This is a genomic window from Escherichia sp. E10V5 (assembly GCF_004212315.1).
GTDB lineage: Bacteria > Pseudomonadota > Gammaproteobacteria > Enterobacterales > Enterobacteriaceae > Escherichia.
Map to the genome: position 1 here is coordinate 9,644 of NZ_RHJM01000025.1, position 19,418 is coordinate 29,061.

The 19,418-nt window shown below is 50.1% G+C and carries 13 protein-coding genes and 1 pseudogene; 9 read left to right on the top strand and 5 right to left on the bottom strand.

Annotation, left to right across the window (positions count from 1 at the left end; translation table 11 throughout):
* From ftsK to dmsC, 7 genes and pseudogenes are all read left to right on the top strand, one after another.
* Positions 1–1,575 (top strand): annotated as a pseudogene (gene ftsK, locus D9738_RS25205) (DNA translocase FtsK); the annotation flags it as partial.
* 158 nt (positions 1,576–1,733) lie between these two features.
* A complete protein-coding gene (gene lolA, locus D9738_RS17735) occupies positions 1,734–2,345 on the top strand; it encodes an outer membrane lipoprotein chaperone LolA (protein WP_001295343.1) in 612 nt (203 codons plus the stop codon).
* A gap of 10 nt (positions 2,346–2,355) precedes the next feature.
* Positions 2,356–3,699: a replication-associated recombination protein RarA gene (gene rarA, locus D9738_RS17740; RefSeq protein WP_130205287.1), complete on the top strand. Its 1,344-nt coding sequence runs from the start codon at positions 2,356–2,358 to the stop codon at positions 3,697–3,699.
* Between the two features lie 90 nt (positions 3,700–3,789).
* On the top strand, positions 3,790–5,082 hold the full coding sequence (serS, locus tag D9738_RS17745; RefSeq protein WP_000886683.1) for a serine--tRNA ligase: 1,293 nt from the start codon (positions 3,790–3,792) through the stop codon (positions 5,080–5,082).
* A 238-nt stretch (positions 5,083–5,320) separates the two neighbouring features.
* Entirely contained in the window at positions 5,321–7,765 is a 2,445-nt protein-coding gene (dmsA, locus tag D9738_RS17750; protein ID WP_130260770.1) for a dimethylsulfoxide reductase subunit A, read from the top strand.
* A gap of 10 nt (positions 7,766–7,775) precedes the next feature.
* Positions 7,776–8,393: a dimethylsulfoxide reductase iron-sulfur subunit DmsB gene (dmsB, locus tag D9738_RS17755; RefSeq protein WP_000213094.1), complete on the top strand. Its 618-nt coding sequence runs from the start codon at positions 7,776–7,778 to the stop codon at positions 8,391–8,393.
* 1 nt (position 8,394) lies between these two features.
* The gene (gene dmsC, locus D9738_RS17760; protein WP_130260771.1) at positions 8,395–9,258 is read left to right on the top strand and encodes a dimethyl sulfoxide reductase anchor subunit DmsC; all 864 of its coding nucleotides are present in this window, start codon (positions 8,395–8,397) and stop codon (positions 9,256–9,258) included.
* 35 nt (positions 9,259–9,293) lie between these two features.
* On the opposite strand, the gene ycaC is transcribed toward dmsC, so the two are convergent.
* A complete protein-coding gene (gene ycaC, locus D9738_RS17765; RefSeq protein ID WP_012133028.1) occupies positions 9,294–9,920 on the bottom strand; it encodes an isochorismate family cysteine hydrolase YcaC in 627 nt (208 codons plus the stop codon).
* Positions 9,921–10,234: 314 nt separating this feature from the next.
* On the opposite strand from ycaC, the gene D9738_RS17770 reads away from it, so the two are divergent.
* The gene (locus tag D9738_RS17770; protein ID WP_130205293.1) at positions 10,235–11,383 is read left to right on the top strand and encodes an MFS transporter; all 1,149 of its coding nucleotides are present in this window, start codon (positions 10,235–10,237) and stop codon (positions 11,381–11,383) included.
* A 209-nt stretch (positions 11,384–11,592) separates the two neighbouring features.
* Positions 11,593–13,023, top strand: a complete 1,431-nt coding sequence (locus D9738_RS17775; protein WP_130260772.1) for an amino acid permease — start codon at positions 11,593–11,595, stop codon at positions 13,021–13,023.
* Positions 13,024–13,101: 78 nt separating this feature from the next.
* Here the strand turns inward: D9738_RS17775 and pflA are convergent, their stop codons facing one another.
* From pflA to ycaO, 4 genes are all read right to left on the bottom strand, one after another.
* On the bottom strand, positions 13,102–13,842 hold the full coding sequence (pflA, locus tag D9738_RS17780) for a pyruvate formate lyase 1-activating protein (RefSeq protein ID WP_000111043.1): 741 nt from the start codon (positions 13,840–13,842) through the stop codon (positions 13,102–13,104).
* Positions 13,843–14,033: 191 nt separating this feature from the next.
* The gene (gene pflB, locus D9738_RS17785) at positions 14,034–16,316 is read right to left on the bottom strand and encodes a formate C-acetyltransferase (RefSeq protein WP_001292820.1); all 2,283 of its coding nucleotides are present in this window, start codon (positions 16,314–16,316) and stop codon (positions 14,034–14,036) included.
* 54 nt (positions 16,317–16,370) lie between these two features.
* Complete coding sequence (gene focA, locus D9738_RS24925) at positions 16,371–17,228, bottom strand: formate transporter FocA (protein WP_000642546.1); 858 nt, start codon at positions 17,226–17,228, stop codon at positions 16,371–16,373.
* Positions 17,229–17,633: 405 nt separating this feature from the next.
* Positions 17,634–19,394 (bottom strand): 30S ribosomal protein S12 methylthiotransferase accessory factor YcaO, encoded by a 1,761-nt coding sequence (gene ycaO, locus D9738_RS17795; RefSeq protein WP_130260773.1) that lies wholly within the window; start codon positions 19,392–19,394, stop codon positions 17,634–17,636.
* Positions 19,395–19,418: the final 24 nt, after the last annotated feature.

The following is a 19,418-nucleotide window of genomic DNA, read 5'->3' on the forward strand; positions in this document are numbered from 1 at the left end:
CAGCCGCAGCAACCGGTAGCACCACAGCCGCAGGATACCCTGCTTCATCCGTTGTTAATGCGCAACGGTGATAGCCGTCCGTTGCATAAACCAACGACGCCACTACCCTCGCTGGATTTGCTGAAACCACCGCCAAGCGAAGTTGAGCCAGTAGATACCTTTGCGCTTGAGCAAATGGCGCGTCTGGTAGAAGCACGGCTGGCCGATTTCCGCATTAAAGCTGATGTGGTCAATTATTCACCAGGACCTGTAATCACCCGTTTTGAGTTGAATCTGGCGCCGGGCGTAAAAGCCGCACGTATTTCTAACCTGTCACGCGACCTTGCCCGTTCATTGTCGACCGTGGCGGTGCGTGTGGTTGAAGTCATTCCTGGTAAACCTTACGTAGGTCTGGAGTTGCCGAACAAAAAACGACAAACCGTTTATCTGCGCGAAGTGCTGGATAACGCGAAGTTCCGTGATAACCCATCGCCGCTGACGATTGTTTTGGGTAAAGATATCGCAGGCGATCCGGTCGTAGCCGATCTGGCTAAAATGCCTCACTTGCTGGTTGCGGGGACCACTGGTTCCGGTAAGTCGGTGGGTGTAAACGCCATGATCCTGAGCATGCTCTATAAAGCGCAGCCGGAAGATGTTCGTTTCATTATGATCGACCCGAAAATGCTGGAGCTTTCGGTTTATGAAGGCATCCCGCATCTGTTAACGGAAGTCGTAACAGACATGAAAGATGCTGCCAACGCTCTGCGCTGGTGCGTAAATGAAATGGAACGCCGTTATAAGCTGATGTCGGCACTGGGAGTGCGTAATCTTGCGGGGTATAACGAAAAAATTGCTGAAGCGGACCGAATGATGCGTCCGATTCCAGACCCGTACTGGAAGCCAGGTGACAGTATGGATGCCCAGCATCCAGTGCTGAAAAAAGAGCCGTACATTGTAGTGCTGGTGGATGAATTTGCCGACCTGATGATGACGGTAGGTAAAAAAGTGGAAGAGTTGATTGCGCGTCTGGCGCAAAAAGCCCGTGCCGCAGGTATTCACCTCGTGCTGGCAACGCAGCGCCCTTCGGTGGATGTTATTACGGGGCTGATTAAAGCGAACATTCCAACCCGTATCGCCTTTACCGTATCCAGCAAGATCGACTCACGTACCATTCTTGATCAGGCTGGCGCGGAATCACTGCTTGGTATGGGGGATATGCTTTACTCCGGGCCGAACTCAACCATGCCGGTACGTGTCCATGGTGCTTTTGTTCGCGATCAGGAAGTTCATGCCGTGGTGCAGGACTGGAAAGCGCGTGGTCGTCCGCAGTATGTAGATGGCATCACCTCCGATAGCGAAAGCGAAGGCGGAGCTGGTGGTTTCGACGGTGCTGAAGAACTGGATCCGCTGTTCGATCAGGCGGTGGCGTTTGTCACTGAAAAACGCAAAGCGTCTATTTCTGGTGTTCAGCGTCAGTTCCGCATCGGTTACAACCGTGCTGCACGCATTGTTGAACAGATGGAAGCGCAAGGGATCGTCAGCGAACAGGGTCACAACGGTAATCGTGAAGTACTGGCTCCGCCACCGTTTGACTAATTAGTGCATCGTAGGCCGGATAAGACGCGATAGCGTCGCATCCGGCACTCTATCAACTGAAAATTCAGTATTTTCTTCTTTCCTCAAGCTGATTATTAGCCTGGAATAGAGAGTAGAGGGAACTCCCGATCGGGAGTGACGTAATTTGAGGAACAATGATGAAAAAAATTGCCATCACCTGTGCATTACTCTCAAGTTTAGTGGCGTCCAGTGTTTGGGCTGATGCCGCAAGCGATCTGAAAAGCCGTCTGGATAAAGTCAGCAGCTTCCACGCCAGCTTTACGCAAAAAGTAACTGACGGTAGCGGCGCGGCGGTGCAGGAAGGTCAGGGCGATCTGTGGGTGAAACGTCCAAACTTATTCAACTGGCATATGACGCAACCTGATGAAAGCATTCTGGTTTCCGACGGTAAAACATTGTGGTTCTATAACCCGTTTGTTGAACAGGCTACGGCGACCTGGCTGAAAGATGCCACCGGGAATACGCCATTTATGCTGATCGCACGTAACCAGTCCAGCGACTGGCAGCAGTACAACATCAAACAGAACGGCGATGATTTTGTCCTGACGCCGAAAGCCAGCAATGGCAATCTGAAGCAGTTCACTATTAACGTGGGCCGTGATGGCACCATCCATCAATTCAGCGCGGTGGAACAGGACGATCAACGCAGCAGTTATCAGCTGAAATCCCAGCAAAACGGTGCTGTGGATGCAGCGAAATTTACCTTCACCCCGCCGCAAGGCGTAACGGTAGATGATCAACGTAAGTAGAGGCACCTGAGTGAGCAATCTGTCGCTCGATTTTTCGGATAATACTTTTCAACCTCTGGCCGCACGTATGCGGCCAGAAAATTTAGCACAGTATATTGGCCAGCAACATTTGCTGGCTGCGGGGAAGCCGTTGCCGCGCGCTATCGAAGCCGGACATCTGCATTCCATGATCCTCTGGGGGCCGCCAGGTACCGGTAAAACTACCCTTGCCGAAGTGATCGCCCGCTATGCAAATGCTGATGTGGAACGTATTTCTGCTGTCACTTCTGGCGTGAAAGAAATTCGCGAAGCGATAGAGCGCGCGCGGCAAAACCGCAATGCCGGTCGCCGTACCATTTTGTTTGTCGATGAAGTGCATCGCTTTAATAAAAGCCAACAGGATGCGTTTCTGCCACACATTGAAGATGGCACCATCACGTTTATTGGTGCAACCACTGAAAACCCGTCGTTTGAGCTTAATTCGGCGCTGCTTTCCCGTGCTCGTGTCTATTTGCTCAAATCCCTGACCACCGAGGATATAGAGCAAGTACTGACTCAGGCGATGGAAGACAAAACCCGCGGCTACGGTGGGCAGGATATTGTTCTGCCAGATGAAACACGCCGCGCGATTGCTGAACTGGTGAATGGCGACGCGCGCCGGGCGTTAAATACGCTGGAAATGATGGCGGATATGGCCGAAGTCGATGACAGCGGCAAACGTGTCCTGAAGCCTGAGTTACTCACCGAAATTGCTGGTGAGCGTAGCGCTCGTTTTGATAACAAAGGTGATCGCTTTTACGATCTGATTTCCGCGCTGCATAAATCGGTACGCGGTAGCGCACCTGATGCGGCGCTGTACTGGTATGCGCGGATTATTACTGCGGGCGGTGATCCGTTATATGTCGCACGTCGCTGCCTGGCGATTGCTTCAGAAGATATCGGTAACGCCGATCCGCGGGCGATGCAGGTGGCGATTGCTGCCTGGGATTGCTTTACCCGCGTAGGTCCGGCAGAAGGTGAACGCGCCATTGCCCAGGCGATTGTTTATCTCGCTTGTGCGCCAAAAAGTAACGCTGTCTACACCGCGTTTAAAGCCGCGTTAGCTGATGCCCGTGAACGTCCGGATTATGACGTGCCGGTACACCTGCGTAATGCGCCAACCAAACTGATGAAGGAAATGGGCTACGGGCAGGAATATCGTTACGCCCACGATGAAGCAAACGCTTATGCTGCCGGTGAGGTTTACTTCCCGCCGGAAATAGCACAAACGCGCTATTATTTCCCGACAAACAGAGGCCTTGAAGGCAAGATTGGCGAAAAGCTCGCCTGGCTGGCTGAACAGGATCAAAATAGCCCCATAAAACGCTACCGTTAATGTTATCGTTGCGGTAATGTTGTTACTGTATCCCTGTGGTCGCAGGCTGTGGCCACATCTCCCATTTAATTCGATAAGCACAGGATAAGCATGCTCGATCCCAATCTGCTGCGTAATGAGCCAGACGCAGTCGCTGAAAAACTGGCACGCCGGGGCTTTAAGCTGGATGTAGATAAGCTGGGCGCTCTTGAAGAGCGTCGTAAAGTATTGCAGGTCAAAACGGAAAACCTGCAAGCAGAGCGTAACTCTCGATCGAAATCCATCGGCCAGGCGAAAGCGCGCGGGGAAGATATCGAGCCTTTACGTCTGGAAGTGAACAAACTGGGCGAAGAGCTGGATGCAGCAAAAGCCGAGCTGGATGCTTTACAGGCTGAAATTCGCGATATCGCGCTGACAATCCCTAACCTGCCTGCAGATGAAGTGCCGGTTGGTAAAGATGAAAATGACAACGTTGAAGTCAGCCGCTGGGGTACCCCGCGTGAATTTGACTTCGAAGTTCGTGACCACGTGACGCTGGGTGAAATGCACTCCGGCCTCGACTTTGCGGCAGCGGTTAAGCTGACAGGTTCGCGCTTTGTGGTGATGAAAGGGCAGATCGCTCGCATGCACCGCGCACTGTCGCAGTTTATGCTGGACCTGCACACCGAGCAGCATGGCTATAGCGAAAACTATGTCCCGTACCTGGTTAACCAGGATACGCTGTATGGTACGGGTCAGTTGCCGAAGTTTGCTGGCGATCTGTTCCATACTCGTCCGCTGGAAGAAGAAGCTGATACCAGTAACTACGCGCTGATCCCAACTGCAGAAGTTCCGCTGACCAACCTGGTTCGCGGTGAAATCATCGATGAAGATGATCTGCCGATCAAAATGACCGCTCATACCCCATGCTTCCGTTCTGAAGCCGGTTCTTATGGTCGTGATACCCGTGGTCTGATTCGTATGCACCAGTTCGACAAAGTTGAAATGGTTCAGATCGTGCGTCCGGAAGATTCAATGGCGGCACTTGAAGAGATGACTGGTCATGCGGAGAAAGTCCTGCAACTGCTGGGCCTGCCGTACCGCAAAATCATCCTTTGCACTGGCGACATGGGCTTTGGCGCTTGCAAAACTTACGACCTGGAAGTATGGATCCCGGCGCAGAATACCTACCGCGAGATCTCTTCCTGCTCCAACGTCTGGGATTTCCAGGCGCGTCGTATGCAGGCACGTTGCCGCAGTAAGTCTGACAAGAAAACCCGTCTGGTTCATACCCTGAACGGTTCTGGTCTGGCTGTTGGTCGTACGCTGGTTGCGGTAATGGAAAACTATCAGCAGGCTGATGGTCGTATTGAAGTACCAGAAGTTCTGCGCCCGTATATGAACGGACTGGAATATATCGGCTAATATCCAACTATTCTGAATCTAAAAAGCGCCTGCGGGCGCTTTTTTTATCTCCCTTTGATACCAAACAATAATTACAGCTGACTTAAGCGCAATACTACTTTCGAGTGAAAATCTACCTATCCCGTTGATTTTCAAATTATTCGATGTATACAAACCTATATAGCGTGCCGCTATGAAAATAATTACATAAGACGGTTTGTTACTGGAATCAATCGTAAGCAAGCTTGAGTGAGCCATTATGAAAACGAAAATTCCTGATGCGGTATTGGCTGCTGAGGTGAGTCGCCGTGGTTTGGTAAAAACGACAGCGATCGGCGGCCTGGCGATGGCCAGCAGCGCGTTAACATTACCCTTTAGCCGGATTGCGCACGCTGCTAATAGTGTCGCTCCGGCAAATTCAGACGAAAAGGTGATATGGAGCGCCTGTACTGTTAACTGTGGCAGCCGCTGTCCACTGCGTATGCATGTAGTGGACGGCGAAATCAAATATGTCGAAACGGATAATACCGGGGATGACAATTACGAAGGACTGCACCAGGTGCGCGCGTGCCTGCGTGGGCGTTCTATGCGTCGCCGCGTTTACAATCCCGACCGCCTGAAATATCCGATGAAACGAGTAGGTGCTCGTGGCGAAGGTAAGTTTGAGCGTATTAGTTGGGAAGAAGCCTACGATATCATCGCCACGAATATGCAGCGCCTGATAAAAGAGTACGGTAACGAATCCATCTATCTGAACTATGGTACCGGTACGCTGGGCGGCACCATGACCCGTTCCTGGCCGCCGGGAAATACTCTGGTAGCGCGTTTGATGAACTGCTGCGGCGGTTATCTGAACCATTATGGTGACTACTCCTCGGCGCAAATAGCCGAAGGTTTGAACTATACCTATGGCGGCTGGGCCGATGGCAACAGTCCGTCAGATATCGAAAATAGTAAACTGGTGGTGCTATTTGGTAACAACCCTGGCGAGACGCGTATGAGCGGCGGCGGGGTGACCTATTACCTGGAGCAGGCGCGGCAAAAATCAAATGCACGTATGATCATTATCGATCCGCGCTATACCGATACGGGCGCCGGACGCGAAGATGAATGGATCCCGATTCGTCCGGGAACAGATGCGGCATTGGTTAACGGTCTGGCGTATGTCATGATCACCGAAAACCTGGTTGATCAGGAATTCCTCGACAAATATTGTGTCGGCTACGACGAAAAAACGTTGCCTGCCAGCGCGCCGAAAAATGGTCACTACAAAGCGTATATTCTGGGTGATGGGCCAGACGGTGTTGCCAAAACACCGGAATGGGCCTCGCAAATTACCGGTATCCCGGCAGATAAAATCATCAAACTTGCTCGTGAAATCGGTAGCACCAAACCGGCATTTATCAGCCAGGGGTGGGGGCCGCAGCGCCATGCCAACGGTGAAATCGCCACGCGTGCCATTTCGATGCTGGCAATCCTCACCGGGAACGTCGGTATTAACGGTGGTAACAGCGGTGCGCGAGAAGGTTCATACAGCTTACCGTTTGTGCGGATGCCTACCCTGGATAACCCGATTCAGACCAGCATTTCCATGTTTATGTGGACCGATGCCATTGAACGTGGCCCGGAAATGACGGCACTGCGTGACGGTGTGCGCGGGAAAGATAAGCTGGATGTTCCGATCAAGATGATCTGGAACTATGCCGGTAACTGCCTGATTAACCAGCATTCGGAAATCAACCGTACCCATGAAATCCTCCAGGATGATAAGAAGTGTGAGCTGATTGTGGTTATCGACTGCCACATGACCTCATCGGCGAAATATGCTGACATCCTGCTGCCGGACTGCACTGCCTCCGAACAGATGGACTTTGCGCTGGATGCATCCTGCGGGAATATGTCTTACGTGATTTTTAACGATCAGGTGATTAAACCGCGCTTTGAATGTAAGACTATCTACGAGATGACCAGCGAACTGGCAAAACGTCTTGGCGTCGAGCAACAGTTTACTGAAGGTCGTACCCAGGAAGAGTGGATGCGTCACCTGTATGCCCAGTCACGCGAAGCGATTCCGGAACTGCCAACCTTTGAAGAGTTCCGCAAACAAGGGATCTTTAAAAAGCGCGATCCGCAAGGGCATCACGTTGCTTACAAAGCCTTCCGTGAAGATCCGCAGGCTAATCCATTGACCACGCCATCGGGCAAAATTGAGATCTATTCACAGGCGCTGGCTGACATTGCCGCCACCTGGGAATTGCCGGAAGGCGATGTGATCGATCCGCTGCCGATCTACACACCGGGCTTTGAAAGCTATCAGGATCCGCTGAACAAACAGTATCCGCTGCAGCTTACGGGTTTCCATTACAAATCTCGTGTTCACTCGACTTACGGTAACGTAGACGTGCTGAAAGCAGCTTGCCGTCAGGAAATGTGGATCAACCCACTTGATGCGCAAAAACGTGGTATCAGCAACGGCGATAAGGTGCGGATCTTTAACGATCGTGGTGAAGTCCATATTGAGGCGAAAGTGACGCCACGAATGATGCCGGGCGTGGTCGCATTGGGCGAAGGTGCCTGGTATGACCCGGATGCGAAACGTGTCGATAAGGGCGGTTGTATTAACGTACTGACCACTCAACGTCCGTCTCCTCTTGCCAAGGGGAATCCATCACATACGAACCTTGTTCAGGTTGAAAAGGTGTAAGGAGTAACCGATGACAACCCAGTATGGATTTTTTATTGATTCCAGCCGTTGCACCGGTTGCAAAACCTGCGAGCTGGCCTGTAAAGACTACAAAGATCTGACGCCGGAAGTTAGTTTCCGCCGCATTTATGAATATGCTGGTGGAGACTGGCAGGAAGATAACGGCGTCTGGCATCAAAACGTATTTGCCTACTATTTGTCGATTTCATGCAACCACTGCGAAGATCCGGCTTGTACCAAAGTCTGCCCAAGCGGTGCAATGCATAAACGTGAAGATGGTTTTGTCGTTGTCGATGAAGATGTGTGTATTGGCTGTCGTTACTGCCATATGGCCTGCCCGTATGGCGCACCGCAGTACAACGCAACCAAAGGTCATATGACCAAATGTGATGGTTGCTATGACCGCGTCGCAGAAGGTAAAAAACCGATCTGCGTCGAATCTTGCCCGCTACGGGCGCTGGATTTCGGACCTATCGACGAGCTGCGTAAAAAACACGGCGATCTGGCGGCTGTTGCGCCGTTGCCGCGTGCGCACTTCACCAAACCGAATATTGTGATTAAACCTAACGCCAATAGCCGCCCAACCGGGGATACCACTGGCTATCTGGCAAACCCGAAGGAGGTGTGAGATGGGAAGTGGATGGCATGAATGGCCGCTGATGATCTTCACGGTCTTCGGGCAATGTGTGGTGGGCGGTTTTATCGTTCTGGCTTTGGCACTGCTCAAAGGCGATCTGCGAGCAGAAGCCCAGCAGCGTGTTATCGCCTGCATGTTTGGCTTATGGGTTCTGATGGGCATTGGGTTTATCGCCTCTATGCTCCATCTTGGCTCACCAATGCGCGCCTTTAACTCGCTTAACCGGGTAGGGGCTTCAGCTCTGAGTAACGAAATCGCCAGCGGTTCGATCTTTTTTGCCGTAGGCGGAATTGGCTGGTTGTTGGCGATGCTGAAAAAATTGTCACCGGCATTACGCACGCTTTGGCTGGTGGTGACGATGGTTCTCGGCGTGGTCTTTGTCTGGATGATGGTGCGTGTCTATAACAGCATCGATACCGTACCGACCTGGTACAGCATCTGGACGCCGATGGGCTTCTTCCTGACCATGTTTATGGGCGGACCGTTGCTGGGTTACCTGTTGCTGAGCCTGGCAGGCGTCGATGGATGGGCGATGCGTCTGTTGCCTGCAATTTCCGTGTTGGCACTGGTGGTGAGTGGCGTGATGTCAGTAATGCAGGGCGCAGAACTGGCGACCATTCATAGTTCAGTGCAACAGGCTGCCGCACTGGTGCCTGACTACGGTGCGCTGATGTCCTGGCGGATTGTGCTTTTGGCCGTGGCACTGTGCTTGTGGATTGCACCGCAGGTGAAAGGCTTTCAGCCTGCGGTGCCTCTGCTTTCCGTATCATTCATCCTGCTTCTTGCAGGGGAATTAATCGGCCGCGGGGTATTCTACGGTTTGCACATGACCGTTGGCATGGCCGTTGCCAGTTAAGGTGTAATAACCGGGGTTTCGGCCCCGGTTCTCTCTTATTTCTGTTTCGTTAACGTGTCATAACTGGTCATCAAATTACGATAATCAGGAATGTGGTTAGAGAACAACGTCGCCAGCCCCTCAATATCGTTACGCCAGTCGCGGTGCAGCTCACAAGCCACGCCGAACCATGTCATCAATTGAGCGCCAGCTTGTGACATACGATCCCACGCTGAATGCCGGGTAATCTCGTTAAAGGTTCCAGAAGCGTCGGTTACCACAAAGACATCAAACCCTTCTTCAATAGCCGAAAGCGCCGGGAATGCTACGCAAACCTCGGTTACCACCCCTGCAATAATCAGTTGTTTTTTACCTGTCGCTTTAACTGCTTTGACAAAATCTTCGTTATCCCAGGCGTTAATATTTCCAGGACGCGCAATATAAGGCGCATCCGGAAACTGTGCTTTCAGCTCGGGGACTAATGGGCCGTTAGGGCCGGTTTCAAAACTGGTGGTGAGAATGGTGGGGAGATTGAAATATTTTGCTAAGTCACCCAGCGCCAGCACGTTATTTTTGAATTTGTCGGGGTCAATATCCCGCACAAGGGAAAGCAAACCAGCCTGGTGATCAACTAACAAAACAGCAGCATCATTTTTATCGAGACGAACATACGGTTTGGTCATTCTCTTCTCCTTTCGAGAGTCAGTGATACGCCTGAAAGCGTTCAGGCGCGATGCGTTGCCTTGAAAGCATAGACGGGAAATCTTAGTTTGCTGTGACCATGAAATTTTTCGACTGAACGAAGCGCATGATGTTTGTGTTAGATCAATAAAAACAAGTAGATGAGATTAATTGTCTTTTTATTATTAGTGTTATGAATGAGTAATATCAATCGATAATACAGCCGCTGCGTTATGGGGGTATTTTACCCCATTGACAATGTTTTTAGCGGTGGCATGATGCGCATAAAATTTGAACTTCCTCACGGTTTTTATCCATGTCCACGTATACCCGGCCTGTCATGCTTTTGCTGTCTGGCCTGCTTTTGTTGACCTTAGCGATCGCAGTGTTAAATACACTCGTGCCGCTATGGCTCGCCCAGGAGCACTTGCCCACATGGCAGGTCGGCGTCGTCAGTTCGTCCTATTTTACCGGCAATCTGGTGGGGACTTTACTGACAGGGTATGTCATTAAACGTTTTGGATTTAATCGTAGCTATTACATGGCCTCGTTTATTTTTGCGGCGGGCTGTGCCGGGCTTGGCCTGATGATTGGTTTCTGGAGCTGGTTAACCTGGCGTTTTGTCGCAGGCGTTGGTTGCGCTATGATTTGGGTTGTGGTCGAAAGTGCGCTGATGTGCAGCGGGACCTCACGTAATCGTGGGCGACTACTTGCCGCTTATATGATGGTCTATTACGTGGGGACGTTTCTGGGCCAGTTGCTGGTCAGCAAAGTGTCGACTGAGCTGATGGCCGTGTTACCGTGGGCAACGGGTTTGATACTGGCAGGCATCTTACCGTTGTTGTTTACTCGTATTCTGAATCAGCAAACGGAAAAACATCCGGCTACGCCGATTACATCAATGCTTAAACTCCGCCAGGCACGGCTTGGGGTCAATGGCTGTATTATCTCCGGGATTGTCCTGGGCTCTCTGTATGGTCTGATGCCATTGTATCTTAACCATCAGGGGATCAATAACGCCAGCATCGGTTTCTGGATGGCTGTACTGGTCAGCGCAGGAATCCTTGGGCAGTGGCCTATTGGGCGTCTGGCGGATAAATTTGGTCGTCTACTGGTACTGCGCGTTCAGGTTTTTGTTGTCATTCTTGGTAGTATTGCAATGTTAAGCCAGGCTGCGATGGCGCCTTCATTGTTTATTCTCGGTGCTGCGGGGTTCACGCTGTATCCAGTAGCGATGGCCTGGGCTTGTGAGAAGGTTGAACATCATCAACTGGTGGCGATGAATCAGGCTTTACTGTTGAGTTATACAGTCGGTAGTCTGCTTGGTCCGTCTTTTACCGCCATACTGATGCAGAATTTTTCCGATAAACTGTTATTTATTATGATTGCCAGTGTGTCATTTATCTACTTATTGATGCTGCTGCGTAACGCCGGTCATACACCCAAACCTGTCGCTCATGTGTAAATGAATTAGTGTAGAGTGTGAACATGCTGTATCGCACTCTGTTTTTTTGTTTCCTCTATACAACTTGCTTTTACCAAATTTCATTTATGGAAAAATAAATTGTGCAGCAGGTTATAATTTTTCATTCCGCTATTTTCGTACTTCTTATTAGCCGCGCATAATCCCTCGTTTTACAGATATCTATTAAAAAAATAGCGAAGGATCGAACTATGGCTGGGAACGTTCAGGAAAAACAGTTGCGCTGGTACAACATTGCACTGATGTCTTTTATTACGGTTTGGGGATTTGGCAATGTTGTTAATAATTATGCCAACCAGGGGTTGGTCGTTGTTTTTTCATGGCTGTTTATATTTGCGCTCTATTTTACACCATATGCATTGATTGTCGGTCAGTTGGGGTCGACTTTTAAAGATGGGAAAGGCGGAGTCAGTACCTGGATTAAGCACACAATGGGCCCCGGATTGGCTTATCTTGCCGCGTGGACCTATTGGGTGGTGCATATACCCTATCTGGCACAAAAACCACAGGCCATTCTGATTGCGCTCGGCTGGGCGATGAAAGGTGACGGTTCGTTAATCAAAGAATATTCAGTCGTAGCGTTACAGGGGTTAACGCTGGTGCTGTTTGTCTTCTTTATGTGGATCGCTTCACGTGGTATGAAATCGCTGAAAATCGTCGGTTCTGTGGCAGGGATTGCGATGTTTATCATGTCGCTCCTGTATGTGGCGATGGCAGTAACCGCGCCTGCGATTACTGAAGTGCATATTGCGACCACGAACATTACCTGGGAAACGTTCATTCCCCATATCGATTTTACCTATATTACCACTATTTCAATGCTGGTTTTCGCGGTTGGCGGTGCAGAGAAGATTTCTCCCTACGTTAATCAGACGCGCAACCCAGGAAAAGAATTTCCAAAAGGGATGCTATGCCTGGCGGTGATGGTTGCGGTTTGTGCCATTCTGGGCTCTCTCGCAATGGGGATGATGTTTGACTCGCGTAATATTCCTGATGACTTAATGACTAACGGTCAGTATTACGCTTTTCAGAAGCTGGGCGAGTATTACAACATGGGGAATACCCTAATGGTGATTTACGCCATTGCAAATACCCTGGGACAAGTCGCCGCTCTGGTGTTCTCCATCGATGCTCCTCTGAAAGTGTTATTAGGTGATGCGGATAGTAAATATATTCCTGCCAGATTGTGCCGGACCAATGATTCAGGTACACCGGTTAATGGTTATCTACTGACCCTGGTGCTGGTGGCGATTCTGATTATGCTGCCAACACTGGGTATTGGTGACATGAATAATCTCTACAAATGGCTGCTCAATTTGAACTCAGTAGTGATGCCACTGCGTTATTTGTGGGTGTTCGTGGCGTTTATTGCAGTAGTTCGCCTGGCGCAGAAATATAAGCCGGAATATGTCTTTATTCGTAATAAGTCTCTGGCGATGACTGTCGGGATTTGGTGTTTTGCCTTTACTGCTTTTGCCTGTTTGACGGGAATCTTCCCGAAAATGGAAGCCTTCACTGCAGAGTGGACCTTCCAACTAGCGCTGAATATCGCTACACCATTTGTGCTGGTGGGGTTAGGGTTGATATTCCCGCTATTGGCTCGTAAAGCGAATACGAACTAATCATTGTGGTTAGTTCTGCAGAATGAAGCGCGGAATAACAAAGCGGCAACTCAATAAAGTTGCCGCTTTACGGGGAAATTAGAACATTACTTTATGACCATATTGCTCAAGAATACCTTTCACGCGTTCCATGGTCTCTTTCTTCGGTGGTTTCACACCATCGAGTTTGTACTCTTCACCCATCGCCACCCATTTGTGTTTGCCCAGCTCGTGATAGGGGAGAAGCTCGATTTTCTCAACGTTGCCCATATCACGGGTAAATTCACCGAGGCGATGCGCTGAATCGTCATCGTCAGACCAGCCTGGGACAACAACGTAGCGGATCCAGACTTTCACATTTTTGTTCGCCAGATATTTGGCGAACTCCAGCGTACGATGATTGGAAACGCCGACCAGATTCTGGTGGATCTCATCGTTCATCTGTTTGAGATCGAGCATTACCAGATCGGTCACTTCCAGCAGTTCATCAATCACTGGATCGTAACGACGAACAAAACCGTTGGTGTCCAGGCAGGTATGAATGCCTTCTTTTTTGCAGGCGCGGAACCAGTCACGAACAAATTCAGCTTGCAGGATTGCTTCACCGCCGGATGCGGTAACGCCACCGCCTGAAGCATTCATAAAGTGGCGATAGGTCACCACCTCTTTCATTAAATCTTCAACGGTAACTTCTTTGCCGCCATGCGTGTCCCAGGTGTCGCGGTTATGGCAATACAGGCAGCGCATCAGGCAGCCCTGGAAAAAGGTGATAAAGCGAATACCCGGGCCGTCTACGGTTCCACAGGATTCAAAGGAGTGAATGCGACCAATAACTGACATTGCGGTGTTTCTCCAGATGTGGCCCATCTGAGGCCGTGTTGGTGCGCAGCTCGAAGGCTACGTCGAGTCTGTTTTGGCAGTTACCTTAAAGTATAGATAGCTGACAAAAAAGGCTCTCTTGCTAAAAAAGGCCCCACTTTCGTGGAGCCTTTATTGTACGCTTTTTACTGTACGATTTCAGTCAAATCTAATTACATAGATTGAGTGAAGGTACGAGTAATAACGTCCTGCTGCTGCTCTTTAGTCAGCGAGTTGAAACGTACTGCGTAGCCAGATACACGGATGGTCAGCTGCGGATATTTTTCCGGGTTTTCCATCGCGTCGAGCAGCATTTCACGGTTCATCACGTTAACGTTCAGGTGCTGACCACCTTCGATGGACGCTTCGTGGTGGAAGTAACCATCCATCAGACCAGCCAGGTTGGTCTTACGAACTTCGTCGTCTTTACCCAGTGCGTTCGGAACGATAGAGAAGGTGTAAGAGATACCATCTTTAGCGTAAGCGAACGGCAGTTTAGCAACGGAAGTCAGGGAAGCTACAGCACCTTTCTGGTCACGGCCGTGCATCGGGTTAGCACCCGGTCCGAACGGCGCGCCAGCACGACGACCGTCTGGGGTGTTACCGGTTTTCTTACCATACACAACGTTAGAAGTGATGGTCAGAACAGACTGAGTCGGGATAGCGTCACGGTAGGTGTGCAGTTTCTGAATTTTCTTCATGAAACGTTCAACCAGGTCAACAGCCAGGTCATCTACACGCGGATCGTTGTTACCAAACTGCGGGTATTCGCCTTCGATTTCGAAGTCGATAGCCAGACCGTCTTCGTCACGAATCGGTTTAACTTTCGCATATTTGATTGCAGACAGGGAGTCAGCAGCAACGGACAGACCAGCGATACCACACGCCATGGTGCGGATAACGTCACGGTCGTGCAGCGCCATCAGAGAGGCTTCGTAGCTGTACTTGTCGTGCATGTAGTGGATGATGTTCAGTGCAGTGATGTACTGTTTAGCCAGCCAGTCCATGAAGTGATCCATGCGCTCCATCACTTCATCGTAGTTCAGGAGGTCGCCTTTGATCGGTTCAGACTTCGGACCAACCTGCATTTTCAGTTTTTCGTCAACACCGCCGTTGATTGCGTACAGCATGGTTTTCGCCAGGTTTGCACGCGCACCGAAGAACTGCATTTGTTTACCAACGATCATCGGGCTTACGCAGCAAGCGATAGCGTAGTCATCGTTGTTGAAGTCCGGACGCATCAGGTCATCGTTCTCGTACTGCAGAGAAGAGGTGTCGATGGACACTTTAGCGGCGAATTTCTTGAAGTTCAGCGGCAGTTTTTCAGACCACAGAATGGTCATGTTCGGTTCCGGAGACGGACCCATGGTGTACAGGGTGTTCAGGAAACGGAAGCTGTTTTTGGTAACCAGGGTACGACCGTCGAGGCCCATACCACCGATAGATTCGGTTGCCCAGATCGGGTCGCCAGAGAACAGTTCATCGTACTCCGGAGTACGCAGGAAGCGAACCATACGCAGTTTCATGACCAGGTGGTCAACCATTTCCTGCGCTTCTTGTTCGGTGATCTTGCCAGCTTTCAGGTCACGTTCGATGTACACATCCAGGAAGGTGGAGGTACGACCGAAGGACATTGCAGCACCGTTCTGAGACTTAACAGCAGCCAGGTAGCCGAAGTAAGTCCACTGGATAGCTTCCTGAGCGTTGGTTGCCGGACCAGAAATGTCGTAGCCGTATTTCGCAGCCATTTCTTTCATCTGACCCAGAGCGCGGTGCTGTTCAGCGATTTCTTCGCGCAGACGGATAGTCTGTTCCAGGTTTACGCCGTTTTCCAGATCAGCCTGCAGAGAGGTGAACTGTGCCAGTTTGTCTTTCATCAGGTAGTCGATACCGTACAGCGCAACGCGACGGTAGTCACCGATGATACGACCACGGCCATATGCATCTGGCAGACCGGTCAGAACACCAGATTTACGGCAACGCAGGATGTCCGGAGTGTAAACGTCGAACACGCCCTGGTTGTGAGTTTTACGGTATTCAGTGAAGATTTTTTTGATCATCGGATCCAGTTCGCGGTTGTACGCTTTGCAGGAACCTTCGATCATTTTGATACCACCGAACGGGATAAGAGCACGTTTCAGCGGAGCTTCAGTCTGCAGACCAACGATTTTCTCAAGCTGCTTGTTGATGTAGCCAGCGTCGTGAGAGGTGATGGTGGAAGCAACAGCGGTGTCAAAGTCAACTGGCGCGTGAGTGCGGTTTTCCAGTTTAACGCCTTCCATTACTTTGTCCCACAGGGTGGTGGTCGCTTCAGTAGCGCCAGCCAGGAAGGACTCGTCACCCTCGTACGGAGTGTAGTTTTTCTGAATGAAGTCACGGACGTTTACTTCATTCTGCCAGTCACCTTTGGTAAAACCTTCCCAGGCTGTGGCTAACTTTTCATTAAGCTCGGACATGTAACACCTACCTTCTTAAGTGGATTTTTTATTTACTACGTACTTCGACAACCATTAATGGTGATCGTTTTCACGCAGGTAAATGACCCAGTATGTCAACCCAACCAACAAACCACCGCCGATAATATTACCGATCGTAACCGGAATCAGGTTATCAGTGATGAAGTTCATCACGGTCAGGTGAGAAAAATTTTCCGGTGCAGAACCGACAGCGGTCCAGAATTCCGGAGATGCGAAGTCGCGGATTACAATACCCATCGGGATCATAAACATGTTTGCGATACTGTGCTCAAAACCGCTGGCAACAAACATCGCGACCGGCAGCACCATGATAAACGCTTTGTCCATCAGGCTGCGGCCAGAATAACTCATCCATACTGCCAGACATACCATCAGGTTTGCCAGGATACCAAGACAGACGGCCTCAATAAAAGTATGGTGCACTTTGTGGTCGGCGGTTTGTAGGACGTTTAGTCCCCATTGACCATTCGCGGTCATATATTCGCCAGAAAGCCACATTAAAAGTACAAACAGCAGTGCGCCGACCAGGTTGCCAAAATAGACATTTAGCCAGTTTTTCGCCAACTGGCCCCAGGTGATGCGCCCACTCGCCTTGGCAACAACAATCAACACTGTGGAAGTAAAGAGATCGGCTCCGCAGACAACACAAAGAATCAGCCCCAGAGAGAAGCAAATGCCGCCAACTAGTTTTGCCATGCCGAAGGGCATTGTGCCTGTGCCAGTGGTTGCTGTGATATAGAAGACGAATGCGATTGAGATGAAAACACCGGCGGTAATCGCCAGATAGAAAGTCTTAAGCGGATGTTTCGTTGCTTTATAGACACCTGCCTCTTCGGCCACTTTGGCCATTGCAGCAGGAAGTAAAAGATCAAAAGGGTTGTCAGCTTTCACACTAACTCTCTCTTTATTAAGTCGGCGACGAGATACTAACAAAGCATTATAGATGAGAAATTGATATAGATCATATCTCGCCTGGCTTATAGGCCCGTAACTCGCATGGTTTTTATGCAAATACGGAGTAACTATTTGATTATCCAAATAAAAATAAATTTTAAAAATTAACAAATGAGTTGAATTTTTTCCGCATCCTCCGCTAAAACAGTTAATTAAAAGGGAGCACCAGGCGAATAAAGTAACAATATCGATCGTATTTATTAAATACAAATTACCGATATTTAACCTTATAATTACAATTATTTTATTAATGCAAATATATGTAAAGCGGGGCATTAAAAAAACGCCCCGTAATATAACTCAGACGAATCATTAAGCCTACATTGCGTAGGCTATTTGATTTTATTTTGCCCAGAATGCTGCTTTGGCGCGCTGCAGCTTTTCGTAGGCCTTCAACAACGATTGATGCGCGGCAAACGCGTGCAGATCGCTATCCACTGGCTGTAGGCCATAAAACGCGGCTTCGCCACTCATTGCCGCGCTGGCTGCCTCAACCGCATCTGCACCGTACATACGAATAAATGCATTCAGATATTGCAGCGGTTGACGATCTTCTTCCTGAGCAAGCAGCAATAAAGTTTGCAGGCAGCGATAATAGTTGGCGCGTTCAGGGCTGAACACCGATGAATTAAATTCCATCGTCCATTCGGTCCAGACCAGAGCCTGTTCCATATCGCCGCCAGCCAGCGCCAGCATGGCTTTCAGCTCACCGATACGCAGGGTATACCAGCCATTATCTGGCCCGGTCGCCAGACCCAGCAGCTCACGCACGCGGGTAAAGTCATCAAAACCTTCTTCATCCAGTTGCTCAATGAGGTTTAGATAATCTTCTTTTTCCCACTCACTACCGGGCAGTGACAGAATTGTTTCCCGTAAATGGCTGCCCATACTGTTATTTGCCAGCCATAAATCTTCAGCCGGATAAATATCGGACATGCCAGGCACGATAATTCGGCAAGCATAGACACCCAGATGCTCGTAATCGGCAATATAAACTTCTTTATCTTCCTTTTTGAAGATAGCCATCAGCGTGGCGAACTCCTCTTCAGTGGTGCCGGAGAAGCTCCAGTCCACAAACGGATAATCGGCATCCTGCTTGAACAGGTCCCAGGAGATCAAACCGCTGGAGTCGATAAAGTGCGTTTCGAGGTTAGTATGTTCAGCGACTTCTTCATCATCGAAGGTTGGCGGAGTAAATACATCCAGGTCTTTCAGACCGCGACCTTGCAGCAGCTCGGTCACGGTACGTTCCAGTGCAACGCCAAAATCAGGATGCGCACCGAATGAGGCAAAGCAGGTGCCGTTAGCAGGATTAAACAGTACCACGCAAATCACCGGATACTGGCCGCCAAGGGAACCATCATATGCGAAGATCGGGAAACCTTCCGCTTCCAGCGTTTCGATCGCTTCAACTACTGCTGGATAACGCGCCAGCACGTCTGCTGGGATCTCTGGCAGGCTGATGCTTTCAGCAATAATGCGGTTTTTCACGTAGCGTTCGAAAACTTCGGACAACCCCTGAACGCGTGCTTCGTTGCGGGTATTACCTGCGGACATACCGTTAGAGACGTACAGGTTACCAATGATATTCATCGGAATATAAACGGTCTGATTGTCGGACTGACGTGTAAACGGCAGGCCGCAAATACCACGATCTTCGTTACCGGATTGCAGGTCAATCAGCATACTGCCGGTCAGTTCATTTTCCGGATCGTAAAACGCGCGCAGACGGTCATCGAGCAGCCCTTCTGGCACATCGTCATTTTCGGTCAGTGGGAACCATTTTTCGTTGGGATAATGCACGAACGGACCGTTGGCGATGGTTTCGCCCAGCCAGAAGTCCGCAAAAAAGTAGTTGGTAGACAGACGCTCGAAATATTCACCGAGGGCAGAAGCCAGCGCCGCTTTTTTGGTTGCGCCTTTGCCGTTGGTAAAACACAGGGAGCACTCTTTGTCGCGAATGTGCACGGACCAGACGTTAGGTACCGGATTCAGCCAGGAGGCCTCTTCAATATGAAAACCGAGGTCGGAGAGTTTTTGCTGGAAGCGAGCGATGGAATCTTCCAGTGCGGCATCTTTGCCGGGGATAAATGTTTGCGTCATGAAAATCACTTTAGTCGTACGGAA